Genomic DNA, 14,817 nt, shown 5'->3' with positions numbered 1-14,817 from the left:
ATCACGCTGCGCCTTTTTCGAAAGGAACCACATTTTGTTCGCGGTACTTTTCTTCTAGTTCTTTCACAACATCAAGCGCGCTACGCACGCCATCTTCATGAAAACCGTTGTACCAATAAGCGCCGCAGAACCAGGTACTTTGTTTACCCTGTATCTCATTTTTGCGCTGCTGCGCTGCAATAGACTCAGTGGTGAATACTGGATGATGATAAGTGAACGAACGCAAGACTTTATTTGAGTTAATTTGCTCAGTACTATTCAACGTTACACAAAACGTGTGTTCTGATTGAATATGCTGAAGAATGTTCATGTTATAAGTGAGCGAAGGGAGGCGTTGCTGTTCCTCCTCACTGCCTTCCAATAGGTAGTTCCATGATGCCCATGCTGCCTTACGTTTTGGTAGTACGGCAGAGTCGGTATGAAGAACAACTTCATTTGCTTGGTATGTCATATCCCCCAAGATTTCCTGCTCAATTGGGCTGATATCCTCTAGCATTCTCATTGCTTGATCACTGTGACAAGCAAAGATAACGTCATCAAACCAATGCGTTTCTCCGCGAACTTGAACGCCAACCCCTTTTTCGTTGCGAACCACTTTTTCGACAGGACTATTAAGACGAATATTCTCGGCAAAGCCTTTGGTCAATGGTGGAATGTATGAACGTGAACCACCTTTAATCACATACCATTGTGGTCGGTTAGTCACATCTAGCAGACCGTGGTTGAGGAAGAAACGTAAGAAGAACATAAGAGGGAATGCGCGCATGTCAGCTAAAGTCGACGACCAAATCGCAGCACCCATCGGTAAAATGTAGTTATCGGTAAAGAAAGCACTGAATTTGTGTTCGTCAAGGAACTCACCTAACGTCTGAGAGTGCGTGGACTGCTCGCTAGCGAAGCGCTTGGCAAGTTTATTGAAACGAAGTATCTCGAAGATAAATCGATAAAATTTAGGGTTTGCCCAGTTACGTTTTTGAGCAAACAATGTCGACACTGTGTGGCCGTTGTACTCTAGTCCGTTCCCATCATTTCTGACACTGAAGCTCATTTGAGTCGGCAGACCTTCAACGCCAATCTCGCTCATCATTTTAATGAAATTAGGGTACGTACGGTCGTTATAGACGATGAACCCAGTATCTATCGCGTATTCTTTACCATCAAGGCTCACATCAACGGTTGCAGTATGGCCACCGATGTAATCGTTCGCTTCAAACAGCGTTACATCATGTTCTTTATGCAAGTAATAACCACAAGTAAGGCCAGAGATTCCCGTTCCCACAATCGCTATCTTCTTTCTTCCTGCTGTTTTCATTTTTATTCCTTCTTATGATACGAGTTTAGCAGTTAGGCGAGCTTGCCAACTGTATGGAAGTAACGAGATAAAACGTAAAATACTGGTAAATCTCGCCGGGAAATAGATATAGGTCTTGTTGGCGGCTAACTGCTTCCTGATAGAGTCCGACGCTTGCTGAGTAGAAATGATCATTGGCATTTCGAAGTCGTTTTTGTCAGTCAACGGCGTTTCAACAAAACCAGGAAACACCGTTACCACTTTGATCCCTTTCTTTTTCAAGTCGACGGCGAGCGTGCGTGCAAAATAACTGACTGCCGCTTTGGATGCGCCGTAAGCTTCTGCACGAGGCAGTGCCACTTCTGATGCGATAGAGCCAACAATAACAATGCGGTGCCCTCTCTCTAAATGTACTTGGCAGCCTTCAACGCAGTTGGCAACACCGACAACATTTACGTTCATCACACGCGCCATGAGTTTCGCGTCGACCACTCCCTCATCCATGTACTCACAATCGCCTGCGTTAAAAACCCATGTGTTTGGCGTAAAGGGCAAGTTAGAGAGCGCCTGCTGAGTTTCCTCATAATTTGTCACATCAAACTGCAATGTATGAATTTTGGAAGAAACTGCCTCCAGTTCTGCAAGAACATCTTGATTCCGACCACAAGCAATCACATTCCATTCTGAGTTCGCGTAATCTAGGGCAAGCTGTCTTCCTATTCCGGAGGTGGCGCCTGTGATTAAGATGGTGTTGTTCATTGTCCTAACCTCTGCTTGATGGTTTTAACGACTGAACCAAGTAACGGTAAATGCTCATAGAGCATCTCTCCGAGATCAAAATAGTCTCGGTGATAAATGACCTGACCTTCGCTAAATTTGAGGTGCGAAACACCATTGACGAGAATAGGCGCACCCTTCTGAAGTTTGGGATGCTGAAGGTCCATTGTCCAAGTTAGGAAGCCTGTATCTCCAACTTGTTGATGCTCATGGATTACAAAATCACAACTGATGACGTTGGCATATAATGAGGTGAAATAATCCGAAAGTGCTGGCCATCCTTCTAAACGATGCGCTGCGTCCTCAAATACTACATCTTGGTGATATATATCCTTAAGCAGATGTAAGTTCGCTTTGTTGAGCTTTTGATAGATATTGCCAACAGACTGTATGTCCATTTTTTACTCCTACACGCCCATTAAGTTGTACAAAATTATTATATGTACAAGATAGTTCATTCCACCAAAGTTGTACAAAAATAATTTTGTATAACTTTATTTCTGTAAGTAGTACGTGATGAAGTTCGCACGCGATCAATCGGCGAAAAAAAAGGCTTGGTCAAAACCAAGCCTTTTCAGCAGATTAACAATTATTTAAGTAGACACAGTTAGTATTGCTGGCCTCGCAACGCTGCAATACGTTTATCTAGCGGAGGGTGGCTCATTAGTAGCTCAGTCAGCGACTGCTTACCGTTGATACCAAATGCCATCATGGTGCCATCCAGTTGAGATTCATGACTCACCTTCAAACGCTCTAGAGCCGCAATCATTTTTTCTTTGCCAACGAGGCGCGCTGCACCTGCGTCCGCGTGGAATTCGCGATGACGGCTGTACCACATAGTCAAGAAGCTAGCTAGGAAACCAAATACCAGTTCAAGCACCATGGATACGCCAAAATAAACCATCATATTTGTACCTTGGCCTTCTTCATCATCGTTCGATGCCACGATATTGGCAATAAAGCGTGATAGGAAGATAACAAACGTGTTCACGACACCTTGCATCAACGTCATCGTGACCATATCACCATTTGCAATATGGCTCACTTCGTGTGCAAGTACTGCCTCTGCCTCATCACGAGTCATATTGTGTAAAAGACCAGTAGAAACTGCGACAAGAGAGTCATCTCGCTTTGCACCTGTCGCAAATGCATTGATATCTGGTGAATCATAAATAGCCACCGTTGGCATACCAATACCCACTTGTTGAGCTTGACGACCCACAGTTTCGACTAACCAATGCTCCGTTTCGTTGCGCGGGCTTTCAATGACCATACCACCAACCGAGCGTAGCGCCATACCCTTTGACATCATCAACGAAATAAATGCGCCACCAAAACCAAATACAGCAGCCATTACAAGTAAACCTGACAGACTGCCTGGTTGCATTCCAGTTACAGCGTAAACAATATTCAGAACAACACTAAGCACTAGCACGACAGCTAGGTTAGTTGCTAGGAATAACATAATTCGCTTCATTACTTTTCTCCGAGGAAGCTTATCGTTTTTTTAAAACGGATTGTTATAAGGAACAAATGGTAATCGCTATAAAAGCCAATTCCGTTGATTTTCATGTTCCGTGCGTTATAGATATAGTCTATCCGCGATAAAAACAAGGTTAAGCAATAAATTGCAACATTTGTTTTCGGGACTGAAATATTTGATTCAAGCGATTTCAAAACATGCTTTGGTAGGAGCAGGAACCTCCGTTCATATACATTTATCAAAATGATGAAATAAGCTCTGAGCTACTCATCATCTATTGATAGATGATCTTGGTGTTAAATCTATCACCTCTTAGCAACTTAGCTAGAAATTTTTTAATAGACCAAAAATAGTACGTTAGCTCTGCTATAGACTTTGGTCTTATTGTGCGGCCACATGGACATGCTAAATTCGAATGAGATGAACAAAACAGAGCCACTCTAAGTACATTGCAAAAAGTGCATTGGGTGAGCTCAAAAACTCCATGTATTGAGGGAAAAACCATGGTAGAAACTAACGACTATCAAATGGCTATTGATTTACTACGTTGTCACCTAGGCATCTCAGAGGACGAGGCAAAGCAACAACTTGGTATTTCAACCGATCATCATATGTCTCAGCGTGTTGCAGAAACACAACAGGCATTGATGGGGCTCAGCCAAGATAAGTAATCTGACTTTTTAGGTTACACCAACAAGAAAGGGCTGCATTGCGCAGCCCTTTGGGTTTTTTAGTCTTTTATCCTAAACACCATTAGTCAGTGTTTAGCAACGGCTCTACATTAATGTACTTGCCTAGCTCTTTGCGTTTAGCACTTGGAATATATGGAATTTCCCCAAGCTTAGGTGCATCGATACGTGCTTCTAGCATCTCGATAATGTCAGCGTAGTGCTCTGTGCCTGGGTTGACGCGGTTTGCCACCCAGCCAACAAGATTCAAACCATCCGCTTTAATACTCTCCGCTGTGAGTAAAGCGTGGCTCAAACAGCCTAATTTAATGCCAACCACCAGTACAACAGGTAACTGCTCTTCTTTTACCCATGTAGATAAACAGTCCGTATCGGATACTGGCACACGCCAGCCTCCAGCACCTTCAACGAGAACAACATCGGCTTGCTGCTTATGTTGAGCCAGTTTTTGACTCAGAACATCGTAACTTATTTCGACATGTTCATGCTTCGCTGCAATGTGGGGAGAAGCAGGCAACTCTAAAGCGTATGGGTTCACATCATCATAGGCCACATCGAGTGTTGCGGCGTCTTGTAAGTGTAAAGCATCAGAGTTACGCCATCCCGCTTCAGTCTTGTCACTCCCTGCTGCCACTGGCTTATAACCAATAGTGTTTAGTCCTTTTGCTGCGATCGCTTGCAAAATGGCTTTAGACGCTACCGTCTTTCCAACATCAGTATCCGTACCAGCAATAAAAAAAGCATCAATCATAGATGTATTACTCCAAAACAAACCTGATAACTTGCAGGTAGAAGACCTTGATCGTTTTTAAACGCTTGGTACGCATGCTCAACTTTTAACAAAGTCTCGCGACTAGTTAAACCGTGTGAGCGCCCGCTTACGTGATTTGCACCTATACCTTTGAGGTCACGCATAACTGAAAATGCAGAGTCGTACCAAACTGTGATGGTGGTCAAGTCTAGTTGATGGCTGTCACATCGAGATTGCGCTAACGCAATTTTTACCTGATTGAGCGTTAGAAAGTTATTGACGTGTTGATATGCATCAATTTTTTCCCATGATGCACGCAGCTCATACAGTGATCCATCAACCAGTGTAGAGAACCACGCTTTCCCACCATTTTTTAGCACGCGGCGCACTTCTTTTAGTGGGTAACTTAAATCTGTACACCATTGCAGCGCTAAACTTGAAAACACGTAATCGAAGCTATCATCGTCAAATGGTAAGTTTTCAGCATCAGCAACTTGGTAATGCATTCGTACTGCACCACAACGCTGCTCTGCTTTATCTAACATGGCTTGAGAGATATCGCCGCAGACTACTTCCGCACCGCGTTGTTGAAGTAATTGGGAGAAATAACCCGTGCCACAACCTAAATCCAATACACGTTTTCCCGTCAAGTTTTCAGGAAGTTTATCAAGCAGCTGATGCCCGACATCACGTTGAAAAGCCGCATGTTTATCGTATGTTTCTGCTGCTTTACCAAACGAAGAGGCAATCGCGTCTTTATCTTGATGGAAACTCTCTAACGCGAGCGTTTGCGCTAATGCGGTAGTTGCATTATCCATTACAGCGCTCCTAATGCTTGCTTCAATGCCATTGAAAGCGTTTTAACTTGTTCATTAGTGTGATTGGCAGTGAGTGTGATTCGAAGACGAGACGTTCCTTTAGGCACCGTCGGAGGGCGAATAGCAGTCACCCAAATACCGTTTTGGCGACAAGCACCTGCTACTCGCAAAGCCAATTCAGATTCACCAATCAAAAAGGGCTTAATCGAAGTTTGAGTCTCAACAAACCCCTCAAGGTCGCTAAGGCTATCTCGATACACTTCACTAAGCTCAGAGAGCTTTTCACGTCGCCAAGACTGCTCTTGAACCATCGAGACTGCATGAGTCAACGCATACGCTTGTGCTGGTGGTATCGCCGTGGAATACACATGGTGACGAGCAAATTGAGTTAAAAAGTCCCCCGTTGCGTGGTCACATAAAATAGCCGCGCCAGACATACCAAACGCTTTACCGAAGGTAACGACCAATAACTCAGGCTTAACCGTTGCCAACTCGCAAGAACCACCACCGGATTGACCGAGAACACCAATTCCATGAGCGTCATCGACAGCAAACCAAGCATCATGACTGCGAGTGGCTTCAGCTATATCGCTGAGCGGCGCGCAGTCACCGTCCATGCTGAATACCCCTTCCGTCACAACTAGATGGTTGTCTTCGCTATTAATCAGCGACTTTAGGTGCTCGATGTCATTGTGTTTGAAGCGCTTCATCTTAGCTGGTGACAACGCCCCCGCTTCTATCAATGAAGCATGATTCAAACGGTCTTGGATCAATACGTCTGTTTTTTCTAACAAGGTGAACAACAAGGCTTGATTAGCACTGAATCCAGAACCAAACAGAATTGCTCTGTCGTAGCCCAACCATTCAGTTAGTGCGGCTTCTAAATTGCTGTGTGCTGCACTAAAGCCAGTGACCATTGGCGATGCTCCACTGCCACTGCCGTATACGCTTAAACCTTGCTGCCACGCACGAACGAGCGCTTGATCATTGGCCAAGCCCAAATAATCATTACTTGAGAAATTAATGTAGCGCTTGCCTTCGTGCTCCAAAACGGACTGGTTACCGGCAAACACCACATTCATAGAACGATTCAACCCTTGCGTTTTACGCTTAGCAAGAGCGGACTCGATACGAGATTTAAACGCTGGCATCGTAGAAAAGGTCGTCTTTTGTCGGACGGGCAGCAACGCGCTCTACGACGCGATCGAGTAACTCGTTTTCTTCGATTTCATCAGGCTTTTGAGACACCTCTTGGCTGTTAATGCCGAGCTTATTGAACAACATCATGTCTTTGTCTTCAGAAGGGTTTGGCGTGGTCAGAAGCTTGCAGCCATAGAAAACGGAGTTTGCACCCGCCATAAAACACAGCGCTTGCATTTGTTCGTTCATGTTTTCACGGCCAGCCGATAGACGAACCGCTGATTGAGGCATCATGATGCGCGCAATCGCAATCAAGCGAATGAAATCGAATGGCTCAACATCGTCCACCTCTTCCAGTGGTGTGCCTTTCACCTTAACCAGCATGTTGATTGGCACACTTTCAGGATGCACTGGCAAGTTAGCTAATTCAACCAACAAACCTGCTCGGTCGTTAGCACTTTCACCCATACCGATGATGCCACCGGAACAGATCTTCATGCCAGCATCACGAACATGAGACAAAGTATCTAAACGGTCTTGATAAGTACGTGTGGTAATGATGTTGCCGTAAAATTCAGGAGACGTATCTAGGTTGTGGTTGTAGTAATCCAAACCTGCGGTTGCCAGTTGTTTTGCTTGATCTGGTGTCAACATGCCTAATGTCATACACGTTTCTAAACCCATGCCCTTCACGCCTTTGATCATGTCGGTCAAATGCGGCATGTCACGCTCTTTTGGATTTTTCCATGCTGCGCCCATACAGAATCGAGTAGAACCAGCATTTTTGGCTTTTTGCGCAGCATCGAGTACGCGTTCTACTTCCATCAGACGCTCTTTCTCGATGTCTGTGGTGTAACGAGCACTCTGAGGACAGTACTTACAATCTTCTGGACAAGCACCTGTCTTAATCGACAGAAGCGTGCTTACTTGAACATGGTTGGTTTGTTGATATTGACGATGTACAAGCTGCGCTTCGAATAGGAGATCCATGAATGGTTTTTCCATGAGATCGCGCACTTCAGCATGCGTCCAGTTATGACGAACTTCCACGTGTATTCCTTTAGTCACTTTTGTTGTTGTGTTGACAGTCTACTGAGTCTCGATAAACTGTCAACACAACGCAAAAGAGCAAAGTTTACACCTGTCTGTTTTTTAACCTCAATTATTATTGGAATCGCACATGGATCTCGCCTTCGACCGCCAGCATATCTGGCATCCTTACACTTCGACATTGACACCTCTGACCTGCTACCCAGTGGCATCGGCAAATGGTGTTCATATTAAATTGGAAGACGGTACTGAGCTGGTCGATGGCATGTCTTCTTGGTGGTCGACGATCCACGGCTATAACCATCCGCACTTAAATCAAGCCGCTCACCAGCAAATCGATCAGGTCTCTCACGTGATGTTTGGCGGGATTACCCACCAGCCAGCAATCAGTTTGTGTAAGAAGTTGCTATCCCTAGCCCCAAGTAATCTTGAACATGTATTCCTTGCCGATTCAGGCTCCGTTGCCGTAGAAGTCAGCTTAAAAATGGCACTGCAATATTGGCATGCAAAAGGCGAACGCCGACCGAAGTTTCTTACTTTGCGACACGGTTATCACGGCGATACGTTTGCGGCGATGTCGGTTACCGATCCTGACAACTCAATGCACTCTCTCTACAAAGGCTTTTTACCTGAACATATCTTTGCGGAGTCCCCAACTTGTGGTTATTGGGATGAATGGGATCCAGAAGCTCTTACTGACTTCGAGCATAAGATTGATACGCACCATCAAGAACTGGCTGCGGTGATCCTAGAACCTATTGTTCAAGGCGCAGGCGGCATGCGCATCTACCATCCAGAATTTCTCAAAGGCGTGCGTAGGCTTTGCGACAAATACGGCTTGTTATTGATTGCAGATGAGATCGCTACCGGATTTGGTCGTACCGGTAAGTTGTTTGCCTGCGAACATGCAGACATTCAACCAGACATTCTGTGTGTCGGGAAAGCACTCACTGGCGGCTACATGACCCTCTCTGCGACCCTGGCGAGCAAACACGTAGCAGACACCGTTTGTGGTGGTGATGCAGGCTGTTTTATGCACGGCCCAACCTTTATGGGTAACCCACTTGCCTGCGCTGTTGCCACTGCAAGTTTGGAATTGATTGAACAAGGTAACTGGCAACAGCAAACCCAACAAATCGAAGCGTTGTTTTCTGAGTTACTGCCAAAACTTGAAGAACACGAGTTGGTAAAAAACACCCGTTGGTTAGGTGCCATTGGCGTAGTGGAGACGTATCGCCCTGTGAATATGGAAACCATCCAAGCCTTGTTTGTTGAACACGGAGTGTGGATTCGTCCATTTGGCAAACTGATTTATATGATGCCGCCGTTCATCAGCAAGCCAGAAGATATTGAAAAGTTAGTGAATGCGATTGATGCTGCGTTACAACGTAAAGACTGCTTCGCTTCATAGTTCAATTGAACATGAAAACGGTTTGAGTATGAGACTCAAACCGTCTCGTTATTTATTAGAGCAGTAAAGTTATCGAAGTTGACTGTCTTTACTCGCTCGTCTATTGAACAATGCTTGGCGTTGATACACCAATTCGATTGTTGACTGACATTCGATACACAAACGAACGCCTTTCATAGCAAAACGACGTGCTTCTGGGATCTCATCACCACACTCATCGCAATAATGGGCGCTTTCACCCCTTGCGATACTGCCACGAACACGGGAAATCTCGTCGTCTATTGTGTTTTGAATTTGTTGGCTGACGCTATCGTCATTGGCCCACCCTACGGCCATAAGCCCTCCTCGTTACTTGAATGAGAAAATCTACTTACCGTGGTAAGGTGGATGATTATATCGATTACAAATAACAAGATAATTAGGGTAAATTTGAAAACACTATTACGTTTTAGTAATAATTACTCTGTAATCGATTATTCGGCACTCTCATGGAAAAGCAATGCAAGGTTACTCATACTCCCTTCCTCACATTCAAAGTACTGCGTTTGCTCAGGCTCTCTCAAAGTAACACTGAGTATCTTCTCTACCTCACCAAACTCCTCGCTAAAGTACTCACTGACTAATATGACGCGCTCACCAATACTAAATTCCAGTGACTTCTCATCTACCAACGCTCGATGATACTGGTCTAATTTAAAGTCCTTTATAACTAAGGTTCTTTCAATACTGCTCCCCCCTAAATTAAGCTCCGACAGTAGAACCTGACTGTTTATATTTTCTATTGATATTTCTAGACGGTTAGGATGTGAAACATCACACTTAAATAGCGCAGTATTAGTGTGGCTGGAAGCACAAGCAGATGAACTAAAAATAAGTCCAAGCAAAGAAATGTTACGCAGCATTTTTAATCGAAGCATATTTTTTGTAAGCCTTTTCTAATTTGACGTCGTATTGATTTTTCTGATACTCAGAACCATTGTAACCACGAGCAAAGGCAGCCCAATTTTTATCTCTTATATGTTCACCTAAGCCAGACTTTTGGATAAACGTAACAAAAGCCTCAAGTTGTTTCTTCTCCGACTCGAATACAGCTTTAACAAAGGATTCAGCGGTAACATGACCAGCTAACTTGAAATTAAAGCCCATAATTTGGAAACGTCCCCAAGATGCGGAGCGGATTGCTGCATTTGAATTTAGTTCAATCGCTTTATTTAAACGTACGTATTCTGAGATACCACCAACGTACAGACTTCGATTCCAATGCCGACTTGAAATACTTGGATGACTGTTATCGTAGGCTCTTGAAGTGAGTCTCGAAAATATATGAGCCTCAAACAAAATCTTTGGCTTACCATTGCTAAAGTAGGCTTTTCCTCGGCTCTCAACTTCAGCTACAGCTTTAATAGCAGCGACTTCGCATCCAAGAGTTTCAGCTACTTTGCTATAATCCAAGTCCGTCAACGCATCTCTTGAGCCAACCAAGGGTAACGTATATGCCACCGCAGTCTCAGGTGTTCGTTTTAAATACTCATTTAGCTTACGATGGCTTCTTCCATTCACATCTATCCTTCCATCTGGACGAGCCATCCCAACAAGGTTTTTCTGAAAAGCTTTAATTGCGGCGACAGTCTTGGAGTTTTCCGGTCTAGAGCCTAGTTTCCCATCCACTTTAAGCTCCTTTACTCCCTTTAAAGAACCAAGCAATTGGTTAATAGACCTTTGTACCGTACGAATATCAACATCCACATTTTTACCCCCCAAGCCAACAGAGCCGCTTATTCTTATTGAAGCCATGAAAGTGCCTCCTTTTTAAATTTTGGAGGAGATTGTCATGCCCAATAAAGCTTAGAAAAATATCATTAAGAATTGTTTTCAATAATTTAGGTCAACTATGCAATACCTCATCCAATATTTACATAACAACGTATTTTCACTCGACGCAGATAACAAAAAACCCAGCACAGAGGCTGGGTTTTGATGTTCTAGTGGTTAATGAATTAACCGATGTGCGTTGCTCCCGCCATGTACTTCTGAAGTACTGTAGGGATTGCAATGCGGCCGTCTGCTTCTTGGTTGTTTTCTAGGATAGCAACCATTGTACGACCTACAGCTAGACCAGAACCGTTTAGCGTGTGTACAAGCTCAGGTTTCTTCTCGCCTTTACGACGGAAACGCGCTTGCATACGACGAGCTTGGAAGTCCCACATGTTAGAACATGAAGAGATTTCACGGTAAGTTTCTTGGGCGGGAACCCAAACTTCTAGGTCGTAAGTCTTACGAGCGCCAAAGCCCATGTCACCTGTACATAGAACCACTTTACGGTAAGGAAGCTCAAGAAGTTGTAGAACTTTCTCAGCGTGACCTGTTAGCTCTTCTAGTGCGTTCATTGAATCTTCTGGCTTAGTGATTTGTACCAGCTCAACTTTGTCGAACTGGTGCATACGAATCAGACCACGAGTATCACGACCGTAAGAACCTGCTTCTGAACGGAAACATGGAGTGTGAGCTGTCATCTTAATTGGTAGATCCGCTTCGTCAGAAATCGTGTCACGAACTAGGTTCGTTACAGGTACTTCTGCAGTAGGGATTAGAGACAGTTTACGTGGCTCTTCGTCGTTTACTTTTTCCGCTAGAGGCTCTGTGTGGAAAAGGTCTTTACCGAACTTAGGAAGCTGACCAGTACCGAATAGGCTGTCAGAGTTTACTAGGTAAGGTACGTACATTTCTGTGTAGCCGTGCTCTTCAGTGTGAAGATCTAGCATAAACTGAGCGATTGCACGGTGTAGACGAGCGAATTGGCCTTTCATCACGATGAAACGTGCGCCAGTGATCTTAACTGCACTTGCGAAGTCTAGACCGTCGCCCATTTCGCCTAGGTCAACGTGATCTTTCAGTTCGAAGTCGTAAGACTTTGGCTCACCCCAACGAGAGATTTCAACGTTGTCGTTTTCATCTTTGCCATCTGGCACTTCGTCTGCTGGGATGTTTGGTACAGAAAGCGTGAATTCGTCTAGTTGAGCCATTACTTGCTCAAGTTCAACTTTCTTCGCATCAAGATCGCTACCTAGCGTACCGATTTGTTTCTTGATCTCTTCTGCGCCTTCTTTGTCGCCAGCCGCCATTTTTTGGCCGATTTGCTTGGAGATGGAGTTACGCGTGGATTGTAAATTTTCTACTTCTACTTGAATGGACTTACGTTGTTCTTCAAGTTTACGAATAGTATCTACGTCTAGCTTAAAGCCACGACGCGCCAGTTTAGCAGCTGTTTCATCCAGCTCTGTACGAAGTAATTTAGAATCCAGCATTGTTAATCCTATGCTTTTTGTTGTGAAATCACGCGCACTTTCCAAGCGTACGCGTTAAAAAAATTTACTGCACAAATGTATCCAAAAACGCCTACTTTTCATAGCGCTTTTGTGGGCTATTTGCGTCTAAAGTAGCCAAGTAATCTAACTTTTCGCCGATTTTGGTCTCTAGACCACGATTTGTCGGCTGATAGTACCTACGATCGCCCATTTCAGGTGGCAAATATTGCTCACCCGCAGCGTAAGCGCCAGGCTCATCGTGAGCATAACGATACTCTGCACCGTAACCCATGTCTTTCATCAAACTGGTTGGTGCATTTCGAAGGTGATGCGGCACTTCATATTCAGGTAAGTTATGAGCGTCTGTGAGCGCTTGTTTCCACGCCACGTATACCGCATTACTTTTTGGCGCACACGCTAAGTACACGATCGCCTGTGCAATCGCACGTTCACCTTCTGCTGGACCAACGCGCGTAAAACAGTCCCACGCGGAGAGTGCCACTTGCATGGCTCTAGGGTCCGCATTGCCGACATCTTCCGATGCTATCGCAAGTAATCGACGGGCAATGTAAAGAGGATCACATCCCGCTGCAATCATACGTGCAGCCCAGTAAAGCGCCGCATCCGGGTTTGAACCACGAATGGATTTGTGGACCGCAGAGATTAAGTCGTACCAGATATCACCTTTGTTATCAAAGCGAGAGACTTTCTCCCCTGCTACTTCCGCAAGCAACTTAAGCGTGATCTCTTTTTCACCTTGCGCATTGTCTTCTGCCATGTCGTAGAGCAGCTCAAGATAATTGAGAGACATGCGAGCATCACCGTTGACCAGTTCTGCTAGGCGGTCTAATACGTTATCAGCGAAATGTGCGGGTGTATTGCCCAAGCCACGCTCTTTGTCACTGATCGCTTGATTCAGCGCCAGTGAGATTTCATCTTTATCGAGAGACGTTAGCTTGTAGACACGTGCACGTGACAGCAATGCGTTGTTTAACTCAAACGATGGGTTTTCTGTCGTCGCACCAATAAAGGTAACCGTGCCATCTTCGATATGCGGTAAAAACGCATCTTGTTGAGATTTGTTGAAGCGATGCACCTCATCCACAAATAAGATGGTGCGGCGGCCCGCCATTTTGTTCTCACGTGCTTTCTCGATTGCAGCACGAATTTCTTTCACACCAGACGTCACGGCAGACACGCGCTCTACTTCAGCATTGGCATAGTTTGCAGCCACTTCCGCTAATGTCGTTTTGCCTGTGCCTGGTGGTCCCCAAAGGATCATAGAGTGAATGTGACCCGCCTCTAGCGCACGGCGCAGTGGCTTACCAAGGCCTAAAATGTGCTGCTGTCCAATGTATTGCTCGATTGTTTCCGGTCTCATACGAGCAGCAAGGGGACGAAAATCTTCGTCCCCCGAGAAATCTAATGTGTAATTACTCACAACCAATTAATTCCTTTGGTCATCCACTTCCACACCTTTTGGAATTGTGAATGTGAATCTGTCTGCTTTTGGTTTACCCAGCTTCACGTTGTTAAAGGTGAACAAACCTTTTTGACCGTCTTGCTCAACCACGTTGAAGCCTTTCACGACACCTTTGGCATCAATATTAATCTGGAATTGACCTTGTGTGGAGTCTACTGCGGTAGGAATGAGAGTGAACTGGTCACCTTTTTGAGATATTTTGTAGTTATTCCAATCACTTGCTCGGTTACGCGTTAGCAAAACAAATGGCGTTTGCTCTGTTGCTTGCTCTTGCCAGTAGATACTCACTTGCTCGATGAATGGACTGTAGTACCACAATGTCTTACCGTCAGAGACCAGTAGGTTCTCATCAGGAAATGTTGTACTCCAACGGAACAGGCTTGGGCGGGCAATTTCAACCGTACCTTCTCCTTCCATAACCGTTTCGCCTTCAGGGCTGATAACCTGCTGAGAGAAATCTGCACTAAAGCCATCATTCATAGAAAGGCGTTTGTTTAATTCATCTTTAGGAGATGCTGCGTGTGCAGTAGAGAAGAGGGAAAAGCTTAAAACAAGCGCGGAGAAAAGTTTCGCTGAAAATAGTTTTTTCATTCAGATACCTATTATTAGAACCACTCAC

At 44.8% G+C, this 14,817-nt stretch carries 16 protein-coding genes; 2 read left to right on the top strand and 14 right to left on the bottom strand.

The genetic code is table 11. The features are described 5' to 3' along the window. Window position 1: 1 nt before the first annotated feature. From R7Q47_RS03670 to htpX, 4 genes are all read right to left on the bottom strand, one after another. Window positions 2–1,312, bottom strand: a complete 1,311-nt coding sequence (locus R7Q47_RS03670) for an NAD(P)/FAD-dependent oxidoreductase (protein ID WP_053349496.1) — start codon at window positions 1,310–1,312, stop codon at window positions 2–4. Window positions 1,313–1,324: 12 nt separating this feature from the next. Continuing rightward, window positions 1,325–2,050: an SDR family oxidoreductase gene (locus tag R7Q47_RS03665; protein WP_047100788.1), complete on the bottom strand. Its 726-nt coding sequence runs from the start codon at window positions 2,048–2,050 to the stop codon at window positions 1,325–1,327. Next, a complete protein-coding gene (locus R7Q47_RS03660; RefSeq protein WP_005378211.1) occupies window positions 2,047–2,466 on the bottom strand; it encodes a nuclear transport factor 2 family protein in 420 nt (139 codons plus the stop codon). Before R7Q47_RS03660 ends, R7Q47_RS03665 begins: the two co-directional genes overlap by 4 nt. 209 nt (window positions 2,467–2,675) lie before the next feature. After that, complete coding sequence (gene htpX, locus R7Q47_RS03655) at window positions 2,676–3,545, bottom strand: protease HtpX (protein WP_005388085.1); 870 nt, start codon at window positions 3,543–3,545, stop codon at window positions 2,676–2,678. Window positions 3,546–4,054: 509 nt separating this feature from the next. Here htpX and R7Q47_RS03650 point away from each other — a divergent pair. Then, window positions 4,055–4,222 carry a hypothetical protein gene (locus R7Q47_RS03650; RefSeq protein WP_005378215.1) on the top strand — a complete coding sequence of 56 codons (168 nt, stop codon included), beginning with the start codon at window positions 4,055–4,057 and terminating at the stop codon, window positions 4,220–4,222. Between the two features lie 82 nt (window positions 4,223–4,304). Here R7Q47_RS03650 and bioD read toward each other — a convergent pair whose 3' ends face one another. Genes bioD through bioB form a run of 4 tightly spaced genes read right to left on the bottom strand, consistent with a single transcriptional unit; the run spans window position 4,305 to window position 7,999 of the window. Further along, complete coding sequence (gene bioD / locus R7Q47_RS03645) at window positions 4,305–4,991, bottom strand: dethiobiotin synthase (RefSeq protein WP_005378217.1); 687 nt, start codon at window positions 4,989–4,991, stop codon at window positions 4,305–4,307. Then, the gene (gene bioC, locus R7Q47_RS03640; RefSeq protein ID WP_005388087.1) at window positions 4,988–5,809 is read right to left on the bottom strand and encodes a malonyl-ACP O-methyltransferase BioC; all 822 of its coding nucleotides are present in this window, start codon (window positions 5,807–5,809) and stop codon (window positions 4,988–4,990) included. The genes bioD and bioC overlap by 4 nt, the downstream gene beginning before the upstream one ends. Next, window positions 5,809–6,960 carry an 8-amino-7-oxononanoate synthase gene (gene bioF, locus R7Q47_RS03635; protein WP_195723105.1) on the bottom strand — a complete coding sequence of 384 codons (1,152 nt, stop codon included), beginning with the start codon at window positions 6,958–6,960 and terminating at the stop codon, window positions 5,809–5,811. The genes bioC and bioF overlap by 1 nt, the downstream gene beginning before the upstream one ends. Next, the gene (bioB, locus tag R7Q47_RS03630; protein WP_005378222.1) at window positions 6,947–7,999 is read right to left on the bottom strand and encodes a biotin synthase BioB; all 1,053 of its coding nucleotides are present in this window, start codon (window positions 7,997–7,999) and stop codon (window positions 6,947–6,949) included. Before bioB ends, bioF begins: the two co-directional genes overlap by 14 nt. A gap of 130 nt (window positions 8,000–8,129) precedes the next feature. Between bioB and bioA the strand changes: the two genes are divergently transcribed. Then, window positions 8,130–9,410: an adenosylmethionine--8-amino-7-oxononanoate transaminase gene (gene bioA / locus R7Q47_RS03625; protein ID WP_054575124.1), complete on the top strand. Its 1,281-nt coding sequence runs from the start codon at window positions 8,130–8,132 to the stop codon at window positions 9,408–9,410. Window positions 9,411–9,479: 69 nt separating this feature from the next. On the opposite strand, the gene R7Q47_RS03620 is transcribed toward bioA, so the two are convergent. The 6 genes from R7Q47_RS03620 to lolA all read right to left on the bottom strand — a co-directional run bounded on the left by R7Q47_RS03620 (window position 9,480) and on the right by lolA (window position 14,789). Beyond that, window positions 9,480–9,746 carry a DksA/TraR family C4-type zinc finger protein gene (locus R7Q47_RS03620; RefSeq protein ID WP_154204704.1) on the bottom strand — a complete coding sequence of 89 codons (267 nt, stop codon included), beginning with the start codon at window positions 9,744–9,746 and terminating at the stop codon, window positions 9,480–9,482. 137 nt (window positions 9,747–9,883) lie between these two features. Beyond that, window positions 9,884–10,312: a hypothetical protein gene (locus R7Q47_RS03615; RefSeq protein WP_031812824.1), complete on the bottom strand. Its 429-nt coding sequence runs from the start codon at window positions 10,310–10,312 to the stop codon at window positions 9,884–9,886. Beyond that, the gene (locus R7Q47_RS03610) at window positions 10,302–11,204 is read right to left on the bottom strand and encodes an N-acetylmuramidase domain-containing protein (RefSeq protein WP_213893729.1); all 903 of its coding nucleotides are present in this window, start codon (window positions 11,202–11,204) and stop codon (window positions 10,302–10,304) included. Before R7Q47_RS03610 ends, R7Q47_RS03615 begins: the two co-directional genes overlap by 11 nt. A gap of 203 nt (window positions 11,205–11,407) precedes the next feature. Beyond that, window positions 11,408–12,715, bottom strand: a complete 1,308-nt coding sequence (serS, locus tag R7Q47_RS03605) for a serine--tRNA ligase (RefSeq protein ID WP_005378225.1) — start codon at window positions 12,713–12,715, stop codon at window positions 11,408–11,410. A 91-nt stretch (window positions 12,716–12,806) separates the two neighbouring features. Then, complete coding sequence (locus tag R7Q47_RS03600; protein WP_246544199.1) at window positions 12,807–14,162, bottom strand: replication-associated recombination protein A; 1,356 nt, start codon at window positions 14,160–14,162, stop codon at window positions 12,807–12,809. Next, window positions 14,163–14,789: an outer membrane lipoprotein chaperone LolA gene (gene lolA / locus R7Q47_RS03595; RefSeq protein ID WP_005388103.1), complete on the bottom strand. Its 627-nt coding sequence runs from the start codon at window positions 14,787–14,789 to the stop codon at window positions 14,163–14,165. Window positions 14,790–14,817: the final 28 nt, after the last annotated feature.

The sequence above is a fragment of the Vibrio sp. Vb0349 genome (genome assembly GCF_033338975.1).
This window is presented reverse-complemented; position numbering and strand designations above follow the sequence as displayed.